This is a genomic window from Paraburkholderia dilworthii, from assembly GCF_000472525.1.
GTDB classification, from domain to species: Bacteria; Pseudomonadota; Gammaproteobacteria; order Burkholderiales; family Burkholderiaceae; genus Paraburkholderia; species Paraburkholderia dilworthii.
In genome coordinates this window covers 169,663-191,928 of record NZ_AWZT01000007.1, presented here as the reverse complement: position 1 = coordinate 191,928, position 22,266 = coordinate 169,663, and the positions used below count along the sequence as shown (strand labels likewise).

Here is a 22,266-nt window from a genome sequence, read left to right as displayed (position 1 = left end):
ATCATTCGATGAAGAGCGAGGCGAGCACGCGCCGTCGCCAGAATTTGCGCAAATCGCCGCGCGTGATGCTGAGCGTGACCGAGCCCGTGTCGCCGCACAAGGTCAGGCCGAGTTCGGCAAGCGCACCGGATTGCAGCGCTTCGAGCGCCGGTTCGAGCCAGTCGCCTTGCAGTGCCGCGAAGGCCGTGTTCCAGCGCGCCCAGTCCTGTTCGATGTACGGCGCGGAAAATGGGTCGAGTTCGACCAGCATGGTGTTTAGCGCGTGGCTCGTAGCGTTGGCTTGCTTGTTATTCGCGCGGCCGATCGAGTGGTTTGCCGTTGCACCGCTCACGTTTTCGCCCGGGCGGTCTGCCAGCGAAAACAGCGCCGCGAACGAAGCGGGCGGCGCGCCGACGGGCACGCCGGCTGTCATTGCGAGGCCGCGCGTCGCGGCGGCGTCCGAGAAAACGCGCGCGAAGGGACTTTGCACCGGCCGCGCCGCGCCTTGCGCATGAAACCAGATCGAATTGACGGCGGGCAGACCGCGCGCCTCGCGCGCTTCGTTCACGGGATGCTCGAACCAGGCCATCTGCACTTCATTCTGCAACTTCATCCACGCACGCGAACGCTCGCCGGAATGCGCTTCGTGCGGCAGCCAGATTTCGATGTTGCGGCCGCTCGCGCGCAGCGGCGATGCGCCGGCGAGCGTGCCGAAGCCGTCTCCCGACAGATACCAGCGCGCGGGTTTCGGCGCTTCGATGCGCACGCCGAGTTCCTCGATCAGCGGGCGGGCCACGGCGAGCAGCGCGCTCGCCTCTTCATCGGACAGTTCGAGCGATGCCGGATCGATCAGCACCAGGTGGTCATGCGCGATGCGCACGTGCACTGGCTGCACGCACGCCCACGTCGCGTCGCCAGGCTCGCCGCCGTCGGCACGCAGCATGTAGGGCGCGAGCGGCGCTTCGTCGGCGGTTGCCGCGCCGGTTGAGTCGCTCGGGTAGCTCGCATTCGTTGCGCCTGTCGGGCTTGTCGGGCTTGTCATGCCAGTGGTCAAGACGCCGAACTGACGCGCGATCCAGCGCTCGTGCGGCAGGGTGCGCTGGAAGTCCTCGCCGATCACGCGCTCCACGAGCGTCGCGCGGGCGACCAGCCGGTCGAGCGCCGGGCTCCGGATGTCGTGCAGGGCAGTGGAGGCGTCGGCTGCGGCGGGCAGCGCGAATGGAAGCAGAAGATGAAGGCGGTCGGCGTGCATGATGCTGCGCATTGTAGGGCAAAGCGCGCGGCGCTTTCGATGGGTGCGTGCGGTTGCGCGCATCGATATTGCGCGGGGCGGCCGTGGCAAGGCCCGGCGGGCGTGTGTGCCTGGCGCCAAGCGGCTCGGCAACGAAGCGGTCCAGGAATCAACTGGTCCTGGAACCAAGCGGTCCTGCAACCGCAACCGGCAAACCCGGCAAACCCGGCAAACCCGGCAAACCCGGCAAACCCGGCAAACCCGGCAATCCGGCAATCCGGCAATCCGGCAATCCGGCAATTCGAACCCGGAACCCAGCACTCCGGGCGGTCCTTGCAAAGCCCCCGGACAGCCTCCATTGCGCGGCAGCGCGGCATTGTATGGCAAACTTCGCGCTTGGTTGACGGTGGCGGCATCGGCAATACCGGGCGGGTTTGCGCTGCAAGGTCAGACCGGAACCATCCGGATTGCCGCGACACCAATGATCAGGACACTCGGGCCGCGCTCGCGACGCGAATGCAGACGCAACTGCGGACGCACCGGCACGCAACAGCGCCGCACGGCGGCCGAGAGTAGCCGAAGAACGCAGAAAAGGACTCGCTTGAAATTTCCCTACGAATGGCAAATAGGCTGGCGCTACACCCGCGCCGGCAAACGCACGACCGGCAACGGCTTCATCTCCTTCATCGCACTGGTTTCGATGTCGGGCATCGCGCTCGGCGTGGCCGCGCTGATCGTCGTGCTGTCGGTCATGAACGGCTTCCAGAAAGAAGTGCGCGACCGGATGCTGTCGGTGCTCGCGCACGTCGAAATCTTTTCCCCGACCGGCTCGATGCCTAACTGGCAGCTCACGGCCCAGGAAGCGCGTCAGAACAAGGAAGTGATCGGCGCGGCGCCCTATGTCGAAGCGCAGGCGCTGCTCACACGTCAGGACGCCGTGAGCGGTGTCGCGTTGCGCGGCGTCGAGCCGACGCTAGAACCGCAGGTATCCGACATCGGTAAGGAGATGAAAGGCGGCAAGCTGACCGATCTCGTGCCGGGCGACTTCGGCATCGTGCTGGGGGCGGACCTCGCAACCAACCTCGGCGTGGCGGTCAACGACAAGATCACGCTGGTTGCGCCCGAAGGCACCATCACGCCGGCCGGCATGCTGCCGCGCCTGAAGCAGTTCACGGTGGTGGGCATCTTCGAGTCGGGGCATTACGAGTACGACAGCACGCTCGCACTGATCAACATCAAGGACGCGCAGGCGCTGTTCCGGCTGCCCGCGCCGACCGGCGTGCGGCTGCGCCTGACCGACATGCAGCGCGCGCCCGAAGTTGCGCATCAGCTTGCGCGCAGCCTGTCGGGCGACCTGTACATCCGCGACTGGACGCAGCAGAACAAGACCTGGTTCTCGGCCGTGCAGATCGAAAAACGCATGATGTTCATCATCCTTACGCTGATCATCGCGGTCGCGGCGTTCAATCTGGTGTCGTCGCTCGTAATGACCGTGACCAACAAGCAGGCCGACATCGCGATTCTGCGCACGCTCGGCGCGCAGCCTGGCTCGATCATGAAAATTTTCGTCGTGCAGGGCGTGACGATCGGCTTTATCGGCACGGCAACCGGCGTGGCGCTCGGTTGCCTGATCGCGTGGAGCATCCCGTGGCTCGTGCCGATGATCGAACATATGATCGGTGTGCAGTTCCTGCCGCCGTCGGTGTATTTCATCAGCGAACTGCCGTCCGAACTGATTCCCGCCGACGTCGCGCGAATCGGCATCATCGCATTCGCGATGTCGGCCGTGGCGACGCTTTATCCGAGCTGGCGCGGTGCCAAGGTCCGTCCCGCGGAGGCGCTGCGCTATGAATGACCGTTCCGCAACTTTACCCATGACCGCTCAGGAAATCGCGCCGCATCCCTATGTGCTGGAAGCGACCGGCATTTCGAAGTCCTTCGTGCAGGGCGGTTTGAATGTGCAGGTGCTCAACAACACTGAACTGAACGTTCGGCGCGGCGAGAAACTCGCGATTGTCGGCGCATCGGGTTCGGGCAAGAGCACGCTGTTGCATGTGCTCGGCGGCCTCGACGATCCGAGCGCGGGCCACGTCTCGGTGATGGGCAAGCCGTTCACGAAGCTCTCCGAGCGCGAACGCAACGACTTGCGCAATCGAGCGCTCGGTTTCGTGTATCAGTTTCATCATCTGCTGCCGGAATTTTCCGCGCTCGATAACGTCGCGATGCCGCTGCGGATTCGCCGCATGACGACCGAGGCGTCGCGCCGCGAGGCGTTCGCGGTACTGGAGCGGGTCGGCATGGCGCATCGCGCGAAACATCGGCCGGGCGAGCTGTCGGGCGGCGAGCGTCAGCGTGTGGCGATCGCGCGGGCGCTGGTCACGAGGCCGGCATGCGTGCTCGCCGACGAACCGACCGGCAACTTGGACGGGGGCACCGCCGACACCGTCTTCAACCTGATGCTCGAACTGTCGCGCACGCTGGAGACGAGTTTTGTGATCGTCACGCACGACCCCGAACTGGCGGGGCGGTGCGATCGCATCATGCGGCTGCGCGAAGGCGTTTTGCACGAAGAGCCGCCGGTCCCGGTGTGACGGCGAGGCGGCACAGGGCTTGCAACGCTCGACGCGGGCCGCGTCGCGAACACCGATGCGGGCCGCTCAATCCGCTCCGTTAGCGAGGCAAGTCATGTGGATCGATACGCACTGCCATCTCGACGCTTCCGAATTCGACGCCGACCGCGAGCACGTTGCGGCGGCGGCGAAGAGCGCGGGCGTGGCGCGTATCGTGATTCCGGCCATCGGCCGGCAGAACTTCGCGGCTGTGCGCGAACTGGCGCACCGTTTCGACGGCGGCGCGTACGCACTGGGCATTCATCCGCTCTTCACACCATCCGCAGAGGAACGCGACCTTGAACTGCTGCGCGCGGAAATCGAGGCGAGCCTCGACGACCCGCGCTTTATCGGCATCGGCGAAATTGGCCTGGATTATTTCGTGGACGGCCTCGACGACGCTCGCCAGCAATTCTTCTACAACGGCCAGCTTCAGATTGCGCGCGAATTCGATTTGCCCGTGATTTGCCATGTGCGCAAATCGCAGGACCAGGTCATCAAAGGATTGCGCCGACATCAGATTCACCGCGGCATCGCGCACGCATTCAACGGCAGCTTCCAACAGGCGCAGGCGTATATCGACCAGGGCATTCATCTGGGCTTCGGCGGCAATCTGACTTTCGAGCGCGCGCGGCAGATTCGCCGGCTTGCCGAACAGCTACCGTTCGAGGCGCTCGTGGTCGAAACCGACGCGCCGGATATTGCGCCGTCGTGGATCTATAAGCAGCGCAACTCGCCCGAGCAGATTCCCGGCATCGGCGCGGGCCTCGCGCAATTGCGGGGCATGGCCGTCAACGAAGCCGCCCTAGGCACAACGGCTAACGCGCTCGCCGCGCTGCCGCGGCTCGCGCTTTCATCTGCATAATCAACCTCATTGATTTACGAGTGGTTCGCGCCGGGCGAGACCCACGTCCGGCGGCTTACTGACGCCCTGCGCGCCCCGCGCCGCGCGGCTGTCCGACGTCTCGTCCGGCGCATAGCCAGTGGCGGGCGGAGGGCGGATGCGTGCATGGTGGTGTGGATTTGCGTTGGGCGTCGTCTGGCTTCAGCGGCAGGCGGCGCTGCCCGGCTGGGGCGGCTGGTGCGCGGTGGTGTCGTTGGCTTGCGCGGCGTCGGTTGCGGCAGCGTGGGGCTTGCGGGGACGTTCTCATCTGGAGGACCGCGAGCGCGCCGCGCATTTGCACGAGCCGCTTCGCCGCTTGCGCTCGTTCGCCGGCTGGAGTGCGCTCTCGTGCGCTGCGTTCTGCGCAGGCTTTGGCTATGCGGCGTGGCGTGCCGAAACACGGCTTGCGGCGAGCCTGCCGCTCGCGTGGGAAGGCCGCGACATCGACGTGATTGGCAGCATCAAAGGACTGCCCGCGCGCGACGACAAGGGCGTGCGTTTTCTGTTCGATGTGGAGTCGGCGGACGCGCTTGCCGTCGAATCGCCGTCGGCCGAACCGGTCAGGTTTCCGCGCGTCGTTCAACTGTCATGGATCGCTGACGAAGCGCCGCCGCCGCTTCAAGCGGGCGAACGCTGGCGTCTGCGTGTGCGTCTCAAACGGCCGCACGGCAATGCAAACTTTGGCGTGCGTGACGCTGAAGCCACCTTGCTTGCGCGCAACGTGCGAGCCATCGGCTATGTGAGCGCAGCGGCGCTGGGGGTGCGGTTGCACCCGGATGCGCGCGGCGTCCGTGTGACGGTGGACCGCTGGCGCGCGGCGCTGCGTGCGCGGATCGACGCGGTGCTCGCCGGCGCGCCGCATCGCGGCATCGTCGTCGCACTGGCGATTGGCGCACAGGACGAAATCAGCGCTACCGACTGGCAGTTGATGCGGGCCAGCGGCACGAGCCATCTGGTGGCGATTTCGGGGTTGCATATCGGCTTTGCCGCGGGACTCGCGGCCTGGCTTTCCGGTGCATTCTGGCGACGCTCCGGATGGGTCGGCCGCAACTGGCCGCTGTGGCTTCCCGCGCAAATCATCGCGGTGACCGGCGGCGCGCTCTTCGCCGCGTTGCATGCTGCGTTGGCCGGCTTCAACGTGCCTGCGCAACGCGCGCTGTGGATGGCAGGCGTCATTGCGCTCGCCTACGTGAGCGGGCGCAATGTGCCGCGCTCGGGCGTGCTCACGTGGGCGCTCGGGCTCGTGCTATTGATCGATCCGTGGGCGGTCGTGTCGGCGGGATTCTGGTTGTCGTTCTGCGCGGTGGCGGCGATTCTGTTCGCCACCTCAGGGCGGCCCCGGGTGCGGAATCGCGAACAGCATACGCACAAGACGGACGAAAGCGGGGGCGCGCCCGGCCGATTGCCGCGTCTGCGCGCCACCGCGGTCCGCCGCATTCGCGCTTTCGGTGGAAGGCTGCGCGGCGCCGCGCACGTCCAGTTTGCTGTCACCGTCGCGCTTGCGCCGCTGACCGTCTACTGGTTCGCACAGATTCCACTGATCGGGCCGCTCGCGAACGCGTTCGCGATTCCGTGGGTAAGCCTGCTCGTCACGCCGTCAGTGCTGGCAGGCGTCGCGTTGCCTGCGCCGCTCGATGCTTACGCGCTGCGCACCGCGCATGCATTGCTCGACGTGATGACTGGCGGATTGCAGTGGCTGTCCGGGCCTCGGTGGGCGCTCTGGTGGTTGCCGCAGCCGGATGGATGGACGCTCGCCGCCGCAGCGGCGGGCGTGCTCTGGTGTCTCGCGCCGCGCGGCTGGCCGCTGCGCTGGGCGGCGCCGCTCACGTGGTTGCCGCTGCTCGCGCCAGCGCCGTCCGGGCCGCCGCATGGCAGCTTCCGGCTGACCGCGCTGGACGTTGGGCAGGGCACGTCGGTGCTGGTCGAGACGACGCATCATGTGCTGCTGTTCGACACGGGGCCGGGCCCCGAGTCCACGCACGCGGGCGAGAGGATCGTCGTGCCATATCTGCAGGCGCACGGCGTGAACGTTCTGGATACGCTGATCGTGAGCCACGCCGATTCGGACCACTCTGGCGGCGCTCCGGCCGTGCTGGATGCAATCGAAGTCCGTCAGATGGTCGCGGCTCTCGCGCCGGCCAATGCGCTATGGGCGAATGCGCGGCAACGCGGCGCGCAGACGCTGCCATGCGCGGCGGGACAGCGCTGGCAGTGGGACGGCGTCGAATTCTCGATGCTCTGGCCCGACGCGGGGCCGCTGCAAGGCAAGCCGAATGCCCATTGCTGCGTGCTGCGGGTGAGCACGTTGCCGGGTGCGGTTTCGGCGTCGGATGAGCGGAGTGGGGCGGACGACGGGTCCAACGGAACAGCGGATCAAACGGCGGACAGCGGATCGCACGACACGGCGGATCGCGCTCGACAGGGCAAACCGAACGACACGGCCGACAGCCGATCGCAACAGCAAGCGCAAGGCACAGGCCTTGCAGCGCTATTGACCGCCGACATCGAGGCGCCGGCCGAGCGCATCCTGTTGTCGCGCGATCGCGAGATGCTGCGCGCTCAGGTGCTCGTGGTCCCGCATCATGGCAGCAAGACGTCGTCGACCGAACCGTTCCTCGATTCTATCGACCCGCTCGTCGCGCTATTTCAGGTAGGCTATCGCAACCGGTTTCATCATCCCAGTGCGGGCGTGCTGGCGCGTTATTCGGCGCGGCATATCCAACTCGGACGCAGCGATACGGACGGCGCAGTGCGCGTTCTCATCGATCCGGACTTTGCAGCGCGACGGGGCCCGCATGCGCCCGATGCCGCACTCACGATCGAGCGTTATCGCGACACGCACCGACGTTACTGGATGGATCGTTGAACCGATTGCAGATTGCGGCCGCGGGCATGGGGAACCGAAAAAAGCAACGCATAGCACCACATAAGAGCAACGCAGAAAAGCATGCGGCCAAAGCGGGCGGCCTTGCTAACGGAAACTGCACTGCAAACGTCACGACGTAGCATTCCGCACGGCATCACCCAGCGTCACAGCACCACGCACATCCCGCGAGAACCGCCAGACCTCACCCGCCGTGCAAAAAAACAGAACGGAGATAGCCGCAGTTGAAAAATATCATTCACTTCTCGCATGCGAACGGTTTTCCGGCGTCTACTTACCGGACGATTTTCGCGGAACTCTCCGACGACTACGAAGTGCGCTACATCGATCGGATCGCGCATGATCCGCGCTATCCGGTGACGCAGGACTGGCCGCATCTCGTCGAACAACTGCTCGACGACATCGGTCGCACCTATGAGCAGCCCGTGTGGCTCGTCGGACATTCGCTCGGCGGTTATCTGTCGCTGATGGCCGCGCTAAAGAAACCGCAGTGGGTGAGGGGGGTCGTCATGCTCGATTCTCCTGTGGTCGCCGGCTGGCGCAGCAACATTCTGCGCGTGTCGCAGTGGACCGGGCTCGACGAGCGGCTCTCGCCCGCCGCCGCCACGCGCTCGCGCCGCACGCACTGGGCGAGCCGCGACGAGGCATGGCGGCATTTCCATTCGAAGCCCGCGTTCGCGCGCTGGGACGAGCGCATGCTGTCCGATTACATCGAGTTCGGTATTCCGCAGGTCTCGCACGACGGCTCGCGCAGCCTCGCGTTCGATCGCCGCATCGAATATCAGATCTACCGGACCTTGCCGCATACGCTCGGATCGCGGCTCGCGCGCGGCGCGCCGGTGCCCGTGGGATTCATCGCCGGCACGCGGTCGAAGGAAATCCGCCAGGTGGGCTTGCGCGCCACACGACGCGCGACCGGCGGCCATGTCGAATGGATCGAGGGCAGCCATCTCTTTCCGATGGAAAAACCGATCGAAACCGCGCGCGCAGTGCAGCGGATGTTACGCGAACTGGAGCAGCGCGGCTGAGGCTCTGCGCACCGGTCATCGGTGACTTGCGCGGTGCGTATGCGAGCCGGGGACGCTCGTATTTTGCTGGGGTCGAGACCCCGCTTTACGGTATAATCCGTTTTTCCCGCGAGCATCCAGCGATGACCAAATATGTTTTCGTCACCGGCGGCGTAGTATCTTCCCTCGGCAAGGGTATTGCCGCCGCTTCCCTCGCCGCGATCCTCGAATCGCGCGGTCTCAAAGTCACCCTTCTCAAGCTCGATCCCTACATCAACGTCGACCCCGGCACGATGAGCCCGTTCCAACACGGCGAAGTGTTCGTGACGGAAGACGGAGCGGAGACCGACCTCGACCTCGGCCACTATGAGCGCTTCATCAGCACGAAGATGCGCAAGGCCAATAACTTCACCACGGGCCAGATCTACGAATCGGTAATCCGCAAGGAACGCCGCGGCGATTATCTCGGCAAGACGGTGCAGGTCATTCCGCACATCACGAATGAAATCCAGGCGTTCATCGAGCGTGGCGCGGCGTCGGCTACCTGCGGCGAGCCGGACGTGGCGATCGTCGAAGTGGGCGGCACGGTGGGCGACATCGAATCGCTGCCGTTCCTCGAAGCCGCGCGTCAAATGAGCCTGCGCATGGGCCGCAACAGCGCGTGTTTCGTGCATCTCACGCTGGTGCCTTGGGTCGCCACTGCCGGCGAACTGAAAACCAAGCCCACGCAGCACAGCGTGCAGAAGCTGCGCGAAATCGGTATTTCGCCGCACGTACTGCTGTGCCGCGCCGACCGCCGTATTCCCGACGACGAGCGCGCGAAAATTTCGATGTTCTCGAACGTGCCGGAAGACGCGGTGATCTCGGTGTGGGACGCCGACAGCATCTACAAGATTCCGCAGATGCTGCACGATCAGGGTCTCGACGCGATCATCTGCGAAGAACTCAAGCTCACGCCGAAGGCCGCCGATCTGTCCATGTGGGCCGACCTCGTCGAGAAGCTGCAGAACCCGCAGCACGAAGTCACGATCGGCATGGTCGGCAAGTATGTCGATCTGACCGAGTCGTACAAGTCGCTGATCGAAGCGCTGCGCCACGCGTCCATGCATACGTCCACACGCGTGAACATCGAGTACATCGATTCGGAAGAGATCGAGACGCAAGGTGTCGAAAGTCTCAAACATCTGGACGCCGTGCTCGTGCCTGGCGGCTTCGGCCGTCGCGGCACTGAAGGCAAGATTGCGGCGATCCGCTATGCGCGCGAAGCGAAGGTGCCGTATCTCGGCATCTGCCTCGGCATGCAACTGGCGGTGATCGAATTCGCGCGCGACGTGGTTGGTTTGAAGAACGCGAACAGCACCGAGTTCGATCAGGAAACGGAAAACCGCGTGGTCGCGCTGATCACCGAGTGGTACGACCGCGAAGGCCGTGTCGAAAAGCGTACCGAAGAATCGGATCTCGGCGGCACGATGCGCCTCGGTTCACAACGTTGCCCGATCAAACCCGGCACGATGGCCGAAGAGATCTACGGCAAGGATGTGAACGAACGCCATCGCCACCGTTATGAAGTCAATAACCGCTTCGTGCCCCAGCTCGAAGCCGGTGGTCTTATCATCAGCGCCCGTACCCCGAGTGAAGACCTGCCCGAAATGATGGAACTGCCGCGCAGCATGCATCCGTGGTTCGTCGGCGTGCAGTTCCACCCGGAATTCACGTCCACGCCGCGTGACGGTCATCCGCTGTTCAAGTCGTTCGTCGAGGCAGCGCTCGCGCATCAGCAGTCGCGCGTCGCGAACGAAGTCGGGGAGAAAGCATGAAACTGGGCGATTTCGAAATCGGGCTCGACAAGCCGTTTTTCCTGATCGCGGGCACCTGTGTCGTTGAGTCGGAACAGATGACGATCGACACGGCCGGCCGGCTGAAGGAAATCTGCGCCAAGCTGAAGATTCCGTTCATCTACAAATCATCGTACGACAAAGCCAACCGCAGCAGCGGCAAGTCGTTTCGCGGTCTTGGCATGGACGAAGGTTTGCGCATTCTGTCGGAAGTGAAGCGTCAGCTCGGCCTGCCGGTGCTGACCGACGTTCACGCCGAGCACGAAATCGAGCAGGTCGCTTCAGTGGTCGATGTGCTGCAAACGCCGGCTTTTCTGTGCCGTCAAACAGACTTCATTCATGCGTGCGCGCGTTCGGGCAAGCCGGTCAATATCAAGAAAGGCCAGTTTCTCGCGCCCCACGACATGAAGAATGTGATCGATAAGGCGCGCGACGCGGCGCGCGAAGCCGGGCTGTCTGAAGACCGCTTCATGGCGTGTGAGCGCGGTGTGTCGTTTGGTTATAACAATCTCGTGTCGGACATGCGTTCGCTCGCGATCATGCGCGAAACCAATGCGCCGATCGTGTTCGACGCGACGCATTCGGTGCAATTGCCGGGCGGGCAGGGCACGAGCTCGGGTGGTCAGCGCGAATTCGTGCCGGTGCTGGCGCGTGCCGCGGTGGCGGTCGGCGTTGCGGGTCTTTTCATGGAAACGCACCCGAATCCGGCGCAAGCCAAATCGGACGGCCCGAACGCGGTGCCGCTTCACCGCATGGCCGACCTGCTCGAGACGCTCGTCACGCTCGATCAGGCCGTCAAGCGCGCGCCGTTCCTCGAAAGCGATTTCAACTGATTCACGCGTTCGCCGCGTGTCGGCTTGCGTCTTGGGCCGCCCGGTAAAGTGCGCACGTGGCGGATGCGCACAATGGTCGTCGAACGTATCGGCGCGTAGGTTGTCTGTCGGGAGACCGTGCTTGGCATGGGCATGGGCAAGCGCTAAAGCGCCAACTCTGGTCGACGCGCTCTGCATGGGACCAGAGTAAGCGCTAAAGCGCTAACTCTGGTCGACACACTGTCACAGTAAAGAATTTATCGTCATTTCTTGAGGAAACCATGAGTGCTATCGTAGATATCATCGGTCGAGAGATTCTCGATTCGCGAGGCAACCCCACCGTCGAATGCGACGTGCTGCTCGAGTCGGGCACGATGGGCCGCGCCGCGGTGCCGTCGGGCGCGTCCACCGGTTCGCGTGAAGCGATCGAGTTGCGCGACGGCGAAACCGGTCGCTACGGCGGCAAGGGCGTGCTGAAGGCAGTCGAGCACATCAACACCGAAATCTCCGAAGCGATCATGGGCCTCGACGCTTCCGAGCAGGCTTTCCTCGACAAAACCCTGCTGGAACTCGACGGCACGGATAACAAGTCGCGCCTCGGCGCAAACGCGATGCTGGCTGTTTCGATGGCCGTCGCGAAGGCCGCCGCTGAAGAAGCCGGCCTGCCGCTTTACCGTTACTTCGGCGGCTCCGGCGCGATGCAACTGCCGGTGCCGATGATGAACATCGTCAACGGCGGCGCGCACGCGAACAACAGCCTGGACATCCAGGAATTCATGATCGTGCCGGTCAGCCAGCCGACCTTCCGCGAAGCATTGCGCTGCGGCGCCGAAGTGTTCCACGCGCTGAAGAAAATTCTGTCGGACCGTGGCATGAGCACGGCGGTGGGCGACGAAGGCGGCTTTGCGCCGAACTTCGGCAGCAACGACGAATGCCTGTCGACCATCCTGCAAGCTATCGAAAAAGCCGGCTACCGCGCCGGAGAAGACGTGCTGCTCGCGCTCGACTGCGCGGCCAGCGAGTTCTACCACGACGGCAAGTACCAGCTGGCAGGCGAAGGCCTGCAACTGTCGTCGGCGGAATTCGCCGATTACCTTGCAACGCTCGCCGACAAGTTCCCAATCGTGTCGATCGAAGACGGCATGCATGAAAGCGACTGGGAAGGCTGGAAGCTCCTGACCGACAAGCTCGGCAAGAAAATCCAGCTCGTAGGCGACGACCTGTTCGTGACCAACACGCGCATCCTGAAGGAAGGCATCGAGAAGGGCATCGCGAACTCGATCCTTATCAAGATCAACCAGATCGGTACGCTGACGGAAACCTTCGCGGCGATCGAAATGGCCAAGCGCGCCGGCTACACGGCTGTGATCTCGCACCGCTCGGGCGAAACAGAAGATTCGACGATTGCGGATATCGCCGTCGGCCTGAACGCCGGTCAGATCAAGACGGGTTCGCTGTCGCGTTCGGACCGCATCTCGAAGTACAACCAGTTGCTGCGTATCGAAGAAGACCTCGGCGATATCGCCAGCTATCCGGGCAAGTCGGCGTTTTACAATCTGCGCTAATGGTTGTGAGTGGACTGTTTCCCGCGCTGACCGATGAGCCGGTTTTTCTTCGTCTCTGATTGACCTCGCCGCCCTGCGTATAGCGCAGGGCGGCGCGTATTTATTGTGCTTACTTCATGCGGCTCGTCACTGCTGTACTGATCGTTCTGCTGGCGTTGATCCAGTATCCGCTCTGGTGGGGCCACGGCGGCTGGCTGCGCGTGCACGAGCTGCAGCAGCAACTCGCGCAGCAGATGCAAAAGAACGCCGACGCGAAACTGCGTAACGAGCGAATTCAGGGCGAGGTGCAGGACTTGCAGAACGGCACCGCTGCCGTCGAAGAGCGTGCCCGCTACGAAATGGGCATGGTCAAGGACGGCGAAGTGTTCGTGCAGTTCGTTTCGCCGAATGCGCCGTTGCCGGCGGCGAACGCGTCTTCGGCTACGACGTCGACTCGCGGCGAGGTGTCGGCTGCACCGCTGCATGTGGTGCCGAATCCGGAGTCGCGAACAAAGCCTGAGCGCAAGCGCGGCGGCAAGGCAGCGAAAGACAAGAAGCCCGGACACTGAGTGCGACGGCGGGTCAATGCGACGGCGGTCAATGCAAAGCCGGCACAAAGGCGCGGTTCAGATCACACTGAACCGCGCCTTTTTTGCATCAACAGCCATTCAGCAGCCGATAGTGAGGCGGCGACGAGGCCTCATTAGCCGGCATCCCGGCATCCCAGCATTGCCCCCGCCCGGACCATCACCAGCCCCAATACGATCCATAGCCGATGCCGACACCGCTGCCCCAGCCGTGCCCCCATCCGCCGCCGTAATAGCTGCCGTACACGGTGACGGGCACGGGCGGGCTGTAGTAGTAGCGCGACCACGCCTGCGCGGCGTTTTCGGCGGCGATGGCCTGGTTCTGCTCGGCCATGACCTGCTGGTCGATTGAGTCGTAGCGCTGACGCTCCGCAGGGGAAAGCGGCTGTGCGGTGCTGGCCATGCCCGACTGGTCGGCGGGCAGCCGGCTGTAAATGGGCGAAGGGCCCGGCGGGTCCATCATGCAACCGGCCAACGCGGTGACGCCCGCCAGTGCCGCCAGAATGCCAAGCGCGCGAGTGGGACGTAGCAACGAAGTAGGAATGTTCATGTTCGGCCTCGATCGGTCGGATACCTAAGTAAAACATGCAAGGCAACAGGCGCGGCACGTATCGTTATGACTCAAAGCAAGGCGGCGCAACCTTGCAACGTCAAAGATACCGCGCCGCCGATGCTTATGGAAAGCGTGGGCGGCGCGCGTGACTACTGGCGAAGACATGTATGGCCGGTTCTTCTATGGACCCCGCCGCACTCGCGGAAAGCGACCGCGCAGCCAGCCGTCGTTTCAGTGCCGTTGCCCGGCGGCCGGCGTCACACCTTGTGAGAGTGCGTTGGCGAGAAAAAGTTGCGCCACGTCGACCGGGTCGAATTCATACCGCTGGTTGCAGAACTCGCAATGGATCTCGACGTGGCCGCGCTCCTCGATCACGCTGTCCACTTCCTCGCGACCGAGCATCTTCAGCATCGAGCCGACTTTTTCGCGCGAGCAGGTGCATTCGAAGCGCGCGGCGGCCGGCTCGAAATGCTGGACGTTCTCCTGCCAGAAGAGCCGCCGGAACACCGTCTCCGGTTCTTCCTTCAGCAATTCGTCTTGCGACAGCGTGCCGCCGAGCGTGCAGACGCGCTCCCACGTATCCGCGTCGAGCTCGCCGGGGTGGGGGACGATGCCGCCGTCGCCGGGCAGCTTCTGCAACAGCATGCCGACCGCGCGCTCGGCATTCGCCGCGAGCCACAGGCGCGTATCGAGCTGTTCCGAGTGATGCATGTAGTGCTCGAGCACTTCCGCCATCGAGTTGAGCGGACCGTCCACGCCCGACAGCGGCACGATGCTCTGGTACGGCTGCTGGCCCGGTTTCTTGTCGCGCGGATCAAGCGTGATCACGCAGCGGCCGTGGCCGCTTGCGTTGAGCAGTTCCACCAGCGAGGCGCTTTCGCCGATCATGCTGCCTTCGTCGCCGGAGAGCTTGGCGGTGGCGCGCATCGACAAATCGGAGCTGCATTGGACCACCAGCATCTTGGCCGGGCCGTCGCCGAAAATCTGCATGATCAGCGTTCCGTCGAACTTCAGATTCGCCGACAGCAGCGCACACGCGGCCATCATCTCGCCGAGAATCGTCCGCACCGGCGCCGGATACTCGCGGCGCGTCAGCACTTCTTGCCAGGTATTGCGCAGCGAGACGATTTCGCCGCGCACCGGCGCCGCGCTGAACATGAATTTTTGCAACTGGTCGCTCACAACTTTTCCTCTATCGAATGGCGCGCCACGGCGCCCGGCCGGTTAGCCGATGCGCACGAGCTGCGCCTTGAAATGCTCGCGGCGCTCGGCATAGCTTGCCGTGCCGCGCTGCATGTTGGCGATATCCGTCTCGGTCAATTCGCGCACCACTTTCGCGGGCGCGCCGAGAATCAGCGAATTATCGGGAAACACCTTGCCTTCGGTGACGATGGCGCCCGCTCCGACCAGACAGTTGCGGCCGATTACCGCTCCATTCAAGACCACCGCCTGAATGCCGATCAGCGAACCTTCCTTGATCGTGCAGCCGTGCAGCATGACCTGGTGGCCGATCGTGACGTTCGGCTCGATCGTCAGCGGAAAGCCGGGGTCGGTGTGCAGGACCGCGTTTTCCTGGACGTTGCTGCCTGCGCCCAGCGTGATCGGCTCGTTGTCGCCGCGAAGCGTCGCGCCGAACCAGACGCTGGAATTCTCCGCGAGCGTCACATTGCCGATGATGGTCGCGGAATCCGCGACGAACACACTTTCATGGATGTTCGGTGCGGCGTCGCCAAGCTTGTAAATGGTCACGTTGTCTCCTCGTGGATCGTTCGCTGGGCGCGGGACGGACCGCGGCCGTGCGTGGCTGGCGGCTCTTCGTCGCCGCGTCCGACGCTCGCGATTGTCGAATCGAGTATTGTAAACGGTTGTGTGGTTGTGCCGCTTGGCGAGATGTGCCGGGCGGTGGGCGTTCCTGTCATGGCTGTTCGAGCGGCCCTGGCCGTCTGCGGGTGTTCGATGGGTCACGCCGGTCTTGCGTGCAGGTGTGCTAGCGCTTCCGAGCCGCCGCTCTTGCCGTTGACGAACCCTCCGCGGCGCGCGCCACTCGACATCTGTCTATTTATTGCCTTTGCCAATTCCCTTTCATGATGTCCCTCGTTCCGCCCGCTTCCTCCGCGCCGTCCGCTCCGATCGTCCAGTCCGCGCCCGAGATCGGCGGCCAGCCCCTTTGCGCGCGTAACGCAGCGCTCGCCGCGCTATGCGAAGCCGATCCGGCAAGGAAGGCGGCCGCGGCGCGCGCGTTATATGCGGGTGTGCTCGATGGCAGCGTGCCGTGCTCCGCGACCCTCCAACTCGACGAGCCGCCGGAATTGCCGGGCCGGCCCGCGCGGCCGGAACTCGTCGAGCCGCGCAAGCTCGGGCGGCGCAGCATGCAATCGGCGCAAGGGCGCGCGGTGCTGCTGCACGCGCTCGCCCATATCGAATTCAACGCGATCAACCTGGCGCTCGACGCGGTCTGGCGCTTCGCCGGCATGCCCGCCGCTTTCTACACCGACTGGCTCAAGGTCGCGGCCGAAGAGGCGTATCACTTCTCGCTGCTTTCCGCGCGGCTCGCGGAATACGGCCATGCGTACGGCGATTTTCCCGCTCACGACGGCCTGTGGGACATGTGCGAACGTACCCGCGGCGACGTGCTCGCGCGCATGGCGCTGGTTCCGCGAACGCTGGAAGCGCGCGGCCTCGACGCCTCGCCGCCCATCCGCGCACGCTTGCAGCAGGCGGGAGACGATGCGTCGGCGTCGATTCTCGACGTGATCCTGCGCGACGAAATCGGCCATGTGCTGATCGGCAATCGCTGGTTTCGTCATCTGTGCGACGAGGGCGGTCTGGATCCGCATGTCACTTACACGCGCCTCGCCGACCAGTATCACGCGCCGAAATTGCGCGGTCCGTTCAATTTCGAGGCGCGCCGCGACGCCGGTTTCGATGAGGCGGAACTCGCGGAACTGGCGGCGTTGGCGGGCATCGACACGGACAGCGCGCAGACCGAGCCCGGCGCCCGCGATTGAGGCTCCCTACGACTTGCAGCGGCCCCGCCGTCCGCTTATCTCGTTGTAATCGAACGATCATTCTTTTTTGCATATCCGCTCATGAACACTTCCCGTTCCGAGTTCGTCGCCGTGCGAGGCGTCCGTCTGCATGTGCGGCGTTGGGGCAGCCCCGATGCGCCAGCGCTGTTCATGCTTCACGGCTGGATGGACGTGGCGGCGTCGTTCCAGTTCGTCGTCGATACGCTCGGCGGCGACTGGCAGGTCATCGCGCCGGACATGCGGGGCTTCGGCCTGTCGGACTGGCCGGTCGCGCAAAGCGGCGGTGGCCATTACTGGTTCCACGATTACCTGGCCGATCTCGACGCATTGCTTGATCACTATGCGCCGGCCGGTCAGGTCAATCTGGTCGGTCACAGCCTCGGCGCGAACGTCGTCTGCCTATATGCGGGTGTGCGGCCGGAGCGGGTGCGTCGCGTGGTCGACCTGGAGGGCTTTGGACTTGCGCCTTCGCATGCAGCGCAGGCGCCGAAACGTCTGCAAAACTGGCTCGACGAACTGCGTGATCCGCCGCAACTGAAGCGTTACGCGTCGCTCGACGAAGTCGCCGGCCGTCTCGTCAAAACGAATCCGCGTCTCGCCCCGGCGCGTGCGCAGTTTCTGGCGAAGCATTGGTCGAAGCCGGACGGCGAGGGGCGTTTCATGCTGCTTGCCGACCCGGCGCATAAGCTGCGCGGTCCCGCGCTGTACCGTCTCGACGAGGTCATGGCCGTGTGGCGCAAGGTGAGCGCGAAAGTGCTGCACGTCGAAGCCGCCCATTCGCCGACGCTCGTTGCGCTCGCCGGCGAGATTCCGCTCGATGAATTCAAGGCGCGCTTTCAGGCGTTCGCGGACTGGCGCGAAAAGATCATCGACGAGGCGGGGCATATGGTGCACCACGACCAGCCCGAGCAGGTGGCGGCGCTGATCGAAGGCTTCTGCGCGTAGTTCGAGCGCGAAGGCGAGCGCGAGCACGCAGCCGGCGCAGCAAGCCGGCAGAAAACCCCCGGCGAGAGATTGCTCTGCGTTCACTTACTGCGTTGCAGTAAAATGGCTGCAGAACCTTCTCCAGACGATGATGAACGCCGACCTCCACTGTCACTCCACCGTTTCCGACGGCCAGTTCGCGCCGGCCGATGTCGCGCGCCGTGCGCATGCGGGGGGCGTGACATTGTGGTCGCTGACCGACCACGACGAACTGGCCGGCCAGCGTGAAGCCCGGGAAGCCGCCGAGGAACTCGGCATGGGCTATCTCAGCGGCGTCGAAATTTCGGTGACGTGGGCGGCGCGTACGGTGCACATCGTCGGGCTCGGCATCGATCCCACCAGTTCCGTGCTGATCGACGGCCTCGCGCGCACGCGCAACGGCCGCGCCGCGCGCGCCGAGGCGATCGGCGAGCAACTGGCCACGCTCGGCATTCCCGACGCCTATCAAGGCGCGCTCAAGTACGTGTCGAACCCGGACATGATCTCGCGCACCCATTTCGCGCGTTTTCTGGTCGAGAACGGCTACGCCAGTTCCACGCAAGACGTGTTCAACCGCTATCTCGGCGATGGCAAGCCTGGCTATGTGTCGCACCGCTGGTCGAAGCTGGCGGACGCCGTCGGCTGGATCAAGGCTGCGGGCGGCGAGGCGATCGTCGCGCATCCCGGCCGCTATGCGTATTCGCCGGTGGAATTCGACGCGTTTTTCGCCGAATTCATCGAGCTGGGCGGCAAGGCGATCGAAGTCGTGACCGGCAGCCATACGCCCGACCAATACCGCGAATACGCCGACGTCGCGCGCCGCTTCGGCTTCGAGGCATCGCGCGGCTCGGACTTCCACGCGCCCGGCGAGGGCCGGGTCGAACTCGGCACGCTGCCGCCGCTTCCTTCCGATCTCAAGCCCGTCTGGGAACGCTGGCTGTGAACGCGCGCCGTGCCAATGCGGCACGTCGCGTGCGAGAGCCGGCTGATCGCGTGCACTCCCGCTTGCCGCGCGCGGTCCGGCGCCGTTCCGTGGGGGTTCAGCCGGTTGCCCGGGCGTCACGCGTTGCGCTCATTTGCTGTCCGTTCGCCGTCATTCGACATCGTCCGCCGTTTATCCGTAGCTATCCGTAGCCATTGTTAGCCGCCATGTCCCAATATTTTCGGCTTCATCCAGATAACCCGCAGCCGCGCCTCGTCAAACAGGCAGTGCAGATCATCAACGATGGCGGCGTGGTCGCGTTGCCGACCGATTCGAGCTACGCACTGGCCTGTCATCTCGACGACAAGAATGCGGTCGAACGCCTGCGCCGGATTCGCGGACTCGATGAAAAGCAACTGCTGTCGCTCCTCGTGCGCGACCTGTCGGAACTCGCGAACTTCGCGATGGTGGATAACCGCCGGTACCGGCTGATCAAATCGGTGACGCCGGGGCCGTACGTGTTCGTGCTGCAAGCCACGAAGGAGGTGCCGCGGCGCCTGTCGCATCCGTCGCGCAAGACGATTGGTCTGCGCGTGCCGGAGCATGCGATCACGCTCGCGATTCTCGGCGAACTCGGCCAGCCGCTGCTCGGCTCAACGCTGATCCTGCCGGGGGAAACGGCGCCGCTGAACGATCCGGAGGAAATCCGCGCGCGGCTCGAAAAGCAGCTCGATCTCGTGATCGATGGCGGCCCATGCGTGTGCGAGCCGTCCACGGTGATCGATCTGACCGGCGACGAGCCGGTGCTGGTGCGGGCAGGGCGCGGTTCTCTTGCGCCATTCGGTCTTGAAGAGACGGCATGAGCGAAAGCGGACAGACGCACGCAATCGCATTGTTACAATAGCGAGTTATGGATTCTTCCCTGATACAAACCATCGCGGTGTACGCGTTGCCGGTGATTTTCGCAATCACGCTGCACGAGGCCGCGCATGGTTACGTCGCGCGCTGGCTCGGCGACAACACGGCCTATGTGCTCGGCCGCGTTTCCATCAATCCGATGCGCCACATCGATCCGCTCGGCACGATTGCGATTCCGTTGCTGCTTTATTTCGCCACGAGCGGCGCGTTCATGTTCGGCTACGCGAAGCCGGTGCCGGTTGCTTTCGGCAACTTGCGCAATCCGCGCTGGGGGAGCCTGTGGGTTGCCGCGGCGGGTCCCTTGTGCAACTTCGTGCAGGCGCTCGTCTGGGGTCTGTTCGGCGTAGCGCTCGCAGTCATGGCCGTCGACGAACCGTTCTTCACGCGCATGGCGGGCGCGGGTGTCGGCGTGAATCTCGTGCTCGGCGTGCTGAATCTGTTTCCGTTGCCGCCGCTCGACGGCGGACGCGTGCTGATGGCGCTGCTGCCGCCGCGCCAGGCCATCGCGCTGTCGCGGCTCGAACCGTATGGCTTTTTCATCGTCATGGCGCTGGTCATGACGGGCACGCTGACGCGTTACTGGTTAAGCCCGCTCGTCACGCTCGGTTACAGCGCGATCACTGCAATCCTGACTCCACTTGTTTCGCTTTTCTAAATAACCATGTTCCCAGACCGTATCTTCTCCGGCATGCGGCCCACCGGGTCACTGCACCTCGGCCACTATCACGGCGTGCTGAAAAACTGGGTGCGGCTGCAGTCCGAATACCCATGCTTCTTCTGTGTGGTCGACTGGCACGCGCTCACGACTCACTACGAAACGCCCGAGGTGATCGAAAAGAACGTCTGGGACGTGCTGATCGACTGGCTCGCTTCCGGCATCGATCCGGCGCAGGCCACGCTGTTCATCCAAAGCAAGGTGCCCGAGCATGCCGAGCTCGCGCTGTTGCTCGGCATGAGCACGCCGCTCGGCTGGCTCGAACGCGTGCCGACCTACAAGGAGCAGATGGAAAAGCTGAAGGACAAGGATCTGTCCACTTACGGCTTTCTCGGCTATCCGGTGCTGATGGCAGCGGACATTCTGCTGTATCGCGGCTCGCTCGTGCCGGTCGGTGAAGATCAGGTGCCGCACGTCGAAATGACGCGTGAAATCGCGCGCCGTTTCAACTATTTGTACGGCCGCGAACCGGGCTTCGAAGAGAAGGCCAACGAGGCCGCGAAGAAGCTCGGCGGCAAGCGCGCGAAGCTTTATCACGAACTGCGCAACGCCTACCAGCAGGAGGGCGACGACGAAGCGCTCGAACAGGCGCGCGCCATGTTGCAGGAATCGCAGAGCCTGTCGATGAACGACCGGGAGCGCCTGTTCGGCTATCTCGAAGGCTCGCGCAAGATCATTCTGGTCGAGCCGCAGGCCATGCTGACCGAAGCGTCGCGCATGCCGGGCCTCGACGGCCAGAAGATGTCGAAGTCGTACGGCAACACGATCGGCCTGCGCGAAGACGCCGAGACGATCACGAAGAAAGTGCGCACCATGCCGACCGATCCTGCGCGCGTGCGCCGCACCGATCCGGGCGATCCGGACAAGTGCCCGGTGTGGCAACTGCATCAGGTCTATACCGACGAAACCACGCACGAGTGGGTGCAGAAGGGTTGCCGGTCCGCAGGCATCGGTTGTCTCGAATGCAAGCAGCCGGTGATCGACGGCATCCTGCGCGAACAGCAGCCGATGCTCGAACGTGCGCAGAAATACATGGACGATCCGTCGCTCTTGCGCGCGATCGTCGCGGACGGCTGCGACAAGGCCCGCCGCTTCGCCACGGAAACGATGCGCGACGTGCGCGAGGCAATGGGCCTGTCGTACAACTAGATGGGCGCGCCGAAGCGATGAATACGACCGCGGCCATACATGGATTGGGCGAGCCGTCGCGCTGGGTGTGTCATTGGGCGCATCTCATCGCGGCGCGCGGGGCGGTGCTCGACGTTGCTTCGGGCGCGGGGCGGCACGCGCGGTTCTTTGCGTCGCGCGGCCATCCGGTGACGGCGATCGACCGCGACGCGGCCGCGCTACGCACGTTGGCGGACGAGCCGCTGATCACGCCGGTTACGGCGGATCTCGAAAGCGCCCCTTGGCCCTTGCCTGCGAACGCGCAGTTTGCGGCAGTGATCGTCACGAACTATCTGCATCGGCCGCTCTTTCCGCGACTGATCCACTCGCTTGGGCCCGGTGGCGTACTGGTTTACGAGACCTTCGCGCAAGGAAACGAAACGGTGGGCAAGCCCTCTAATCCCGCGTTCCTGCTCGCACCCGGCGAACTGCTCGAGGTCGTGCGCGGCCGCTTACGGGTGGTCGCGTTTCAGGACGGTTTTCTCGCGCAGCCACGTCCGGCTTACGTCCAGCGCATCTGCGCAATTCTGGAGGCGGACCGCTCGGACGACTCCGCACAGGCGGTGCCTCCGCCTTGTTACGAGTTGGCTGGCTAATCCGCTACAATCGCGGTTTACCTGATCAAATT

20 protein-coding genes are annotated in these 22,266 nt (G+C 64.3%); 16 read left to right on the top strand and 4 right to left on the bottom strand.

All coding sequences use genetic code 11. The features are described from left to right. Position 1: 1 nt before the first annotated feature. Positions 2-1,243, bottom strand: a complete 1,242-nt coding sequence (locus tag F759_RS0109505) for a hypothetical protein (protein WP_027799643.1) — start codon at positions 1,241-1,243, stop codon at positions 2-4. A 568-nt stretch (positions 1,244-1,811) separates the two neighbouring features. Here F759_RS0109505 and F759_RS0109500 point away from each other — a divergent pair. The 9 genes from F759_RS0109500 to ftsB all read left to right on the top strand — a co-directional run bounded on the left by F759_RS0109500 (position 1,812) and on the right by ftsB (position 13,353). After that, positions 1,812-3,065 (top strand): lipoprotein-releasing ABC transporter permease subunit, encoded by a 1,254-nt coding sequence (locus F759_RS0109500; RefSeq protein WP_027799642.1) that lies wholly within the window; start codon positions 1,812-1,814, stop codon positions 3,063-3,065. Further along, positions 3,058-3,801 carry a lipoprotein-releasing ABC transporter ATP-binding protein LolD gene (lolD, locus tag F759_RS0109495; protein ID WP_027799641.1) on the top strand — a complete coding sequence of 248 codons (744 nt, stop codon included), beginning with the start codon at positions 3,058-3,060 and terminating at the stop codon, positions 3,799-3,801. Before F759_RS0109500 ends, lolD begins: the two co-directional genes overlap by 8 nt. A gap of 94 nt (positions 3,802-3,895) precedes the next feature. Further along, positions 3,896-4,684 carry a TatD family hydrolase gene (locus F759_RS0109490; RefSeq protein ID WP_027799640.1) on the top strand — a complete coding sequence of 263 codons (789 nt, stop codon included), beginning with the start codon at positions 3,896-3,898 and terminating at the stop codon, positions 4,682-4,684. 136 nt (positions 4,685-4,820) lie between these two features. Further along, positions 4,821-7,568, top strand: coding sequence for a ComEC/Rec2 family competence protein (locus tag F759_RS0109485; protein ID WP_027799639.1), 2,748 nt, complete (start codon positions 4,821-4,823; stop codon positions 7,566-7,568). A 242-nt stretch (positions 7,569-7,810) separates the two neighbouring features. Next, positions 7,811-8,614 (top strand): alpha/beta fold hydrolase, encoded by an 804-nt coding sequence (locus F759_RS0109480; protein ID WP_027799638.1) that lies wholly within the window; start codon positions 7,811-7,813, stop codon positions 8,612-8,614. 122 nt (positions 8,615-8,736) lie between these two features. After that, positions 8,737-10,410, top strand: a complete 1,674-nt coding sequence (locus tag F759_RS0109475; protein WP_027799637.1) for a CTP synthase — start codon at positions 8,737-8,739, stop codon at positions 10,408-10,410. Beyond that, positions 10,407-11,261, top strand: a complete 855-nt coding sequence (kdsA, locus tag F759_RS0109470) for a 3-deoxy-8-phosphooctulonate synthase (protein WP_027799636.1) — start codon at positions 10,407-10,409, stop codon at positions 11,259-11,261. The genes F759_RS0109475 and kdsA overlap by 4 nt, the downstream gene beginning before the upstream one ends. 260 nt (positions 11,262-11,521) lie before the next feature. Then, positions 11,522-12,805, top strand: coding sequence for a phosphopyruvate hydratase (gene eno / locus F759_RS0109465; RefSeq protein ID WP_027799635.1), 1,284 nt, complete (start codon positions 11,522-11,524; stop codon positions 12,803-12,805). Positions 12,806-12,921: 116 nt separating this feature from the next. After that, the gene (gene ftsB, locus F759_RS0109460; RefSeq protein ID WP_027799634.1) at positions 12,922-13,353 is read left to right on the top strand and encodes a cell division protein FtsB; all 432 of its coding nucleotides are present in this window, start codon (positions 12,922-12,924) and stop codon (positions 13,351-13,353) included. Between the two features lie 178 nt (positions 13,354-13,531). On the opposite strand, the gene F759_RS0109455 is transcribed toward ftsB, so the two are convergent. From F759_RS0109455 to F759_RS0109445, 3 genes are all read right to left on the bottom strand, one after another. Further along, entirely contained in the window at positions 13,532-13,921 is a 390-nt protein-coding gene (locus tag F759_RS0109455) for a hypothetical protein (RefSeq protein WP_027799633.1), read from the bottom strand. Between the two features lie 234 nt (positions 13,922-14,155). After that, positions 14,156-15,106, bottom strand: a complete 951-nt coding sequence (gene hslO, locus F759_RS0109450; RefSeq protein ID WP_027799632.1) for an Hsp33 family molecular chaperone HslO — start codon at positions 15,104-15,106, stop codon at positions 14,156-14,158. 42 nt (positions 15,107-15,148) lie between these two features. Next, the gene (locus F759_RS0109445; RefSeq protein WP_027799631.1) at positions 15,149-15,673 is read right to left on the bottom strand and encodes a gamma carbonic anhydrase family protein; all 525 of its coding nucleotides are present in this window, start codon (positions 15,671-15,673) and stop codon (positions 15,149-15,151) included. A 335-nt stretch (positions 15,674-16,008) separates the two neighbouring features. On the opposite strand from F759_RS0109445, the gene F759_RS0109440 reads away from it, so the two are divergent. From F759_RS0109440 to F759_RS0109410, 7 genes are all read left to right on the top strand, one after another. Continuing rightward, entirely contained in the window at positions 16,009-16,932 is a 924-nt protein-coding gene (locus F759_RS0109440) for a ferritin-like domain-containing protein (RefSeq protein WP_036023953.1), read from the top strand. Between the two features lie 81 nt (positions 16,933-17,013). After that, on the top strand, positions 17,014-17,898 hold the full coding sequence (locus tag F759_RS0109435) for an alpha/beta fold hydrolase (RefSeq protein ID WP_027799629.1): 885 nt from the start codon (positions 17,014-17,016) through the stop codon (positions 17,896-17,898). Between the two features lie 130 nt (positions 17,899-18,028). Further along, on the top strand, positions 18,029-18,859 hold the full coding sequence (locus F759_RS0109430) for a 3',5'-nucleoside bisphosphate phosphatase (RefSeq protein ID WP_027799628.1): 831 nt from the start codon (positions 18,029-18,031) through the stop codon (positions 18,857-18,859). A gap of 206 nt (positions 18,860-19,065) precedes the next feature. Further along, on the top strand, positions 19,066-19,701 hold the full coding sequence (locus F759_RS0109425; RefSeq protein ID WP_027799627.1) for an L-threonylcarbamoyladenylate synthase: 636 nt from the start codon (positions 19,066-19,068) through the stop codon (positions 19,699-19,701). Between the two features lie 47 nt (positions 19,702-19,748). Continuing rightward, entirely contained in the window at positions 19,749-20,411 is a 663-nt protein-coding gene (locus F759_RS0109420) for a site-2 protease family protein (protein ID WP_027799626.1), read from the top strand. A gap of 6 nt (positions 20,412-20,417) precedes the next feature. Further along, positions 20,418-21,620, top strand: a complete 1,203-nt coding sequence (locus F759_RS0109415) for a tryptophan--tRNA ligase (RefSeq protein ID WP_027799625.1) — start codon at positions 20,418-20,420, stop codon at positions 21,618-21,620. A 17-nt stretch (positions 21,621-21,637) separates the two neighbouring features. Further along, positions 21,638-22,234 carry a class I SAM-dependent methyltransferase gene (locus F759_RS0109410; protein WP_027799624.1) on the top strand — a complete coding sequence of 199 codons (597 nt, stop codon included), beginning with the start codon at positions 21,638-21,640 and terminating at the stop codon, positions 22,232-22,234. Positions 22,235-22,266 lie beyond the last annotated feature (32 nt).

Bases quoted from the DNA above. Each gene is read 5' to 3' on its own strand.
- F759_RS0109505 (WP_027799643.1), bottom strand. From the start codon at position 1,243: ATGCGCAGCATCATGCACGCCGACCGCCTTCATCTTCTGCTTCCATTC.
- lolD (WP_027799641.1), top strand. From the start codon at position 3,058: ATGAATGACCGTTCCGCAACTTTACCCATGACCGCTCAGGAAATCGCG.
- F759_RS0109490 (WP_027799640.1), top strand. From the start codon at position 3,896: ATGTGGATCGATACGCACTGCCATCTCGACGCTTCCGAATTCGACGCC.
- F759_RS0109485 (WP_027799639.1), top strand. From the start codon at position 4,821: ATGCGTGCATGGTGGTGTGGATTTGCGTTGGGCGTCGTCTGGCTTCAG.
- F759_RS0109475 (WP_027799637.1), top strand. From the start codon at position 8,737: ATGACCAAATATGTTTTCGTCACCGGCGGCGTAGTATCTTCCCTCGGC.
- kdsA (WP_027799636.1), top strand. From the start codon at position 10,407: ATGAAACTGGGCGATTTCGAAATCGGGCTCGACAAGCCGTTTTTCCTG.
- eno (WP_027799635.1), top strand. From the start codon at position 11,522: ATGAGTGCTATCGTAGATATCATCGGTCGAGAGATTCTCGATTCGCGA.
- ftsB (WP_027799634.1), top strand. From the start codon at position 12,922: ATGCGGCTCGTCACTGCTGTACTGATCGTTCTGCTGGCGTTGATCCAG.
- F759_RS0109455 (WP_027799633.1), bottom strand. From the start codon at position 13,921: ATGAACATTCCTACTTCGTTGCTACGTCCCACTCGCGCGCTTGGCATT.
- F759_RS0109440 (WP_036023953.1), top strand. From the start codon at position 16,009: ATGATGTCCCTCGTTCCGCCCGCTTCCTCCGCGCCGTCCGCTCCGATC.
- F759_RS0109435 (WP_027799629.1), top strand. From the start codon at position 17,014: ATGAACACTTCCCGTTCCGAGTTCGTCGCCGTGCGAGGCGTCCGTCTG.
- F759_RS0109430 (WP_027799628.1), top strand. From the start codon at position 18,029: ATGAACGCCGACCTCCACTGTCACTCCACCGTTTCCGACGGCCAGTTC.
- F759_RS0109425 (WP_027799627.1), top strand. From the start codon at position 19,066: ATGTCCCAATATTTTCGGCTTCATCCAGATAACCCGCAGCCGCGCCTC.
- F759_RS0109420 (WP_027799626.1), top strand. From the start codon at position 19,749: ATGGATTCTTCCCTGATACAAACCATCGCGGTGTACGCGTTGCCGGTG.
- F759_RS0109415 (WP_027799625.1), top strand. From the start codon at position 20,418: ATGTTCCCAGACCGTATCTTCTCCGGCATGCGGCCCACCGGGTCACTG.
- F759_RS0109410 (WP_027799624.1), top strand. From the start codon at position 21,638: ATGAATACGACCGCGGCCATACATGGATTGGGCGAGCCGTCGCGCTGG.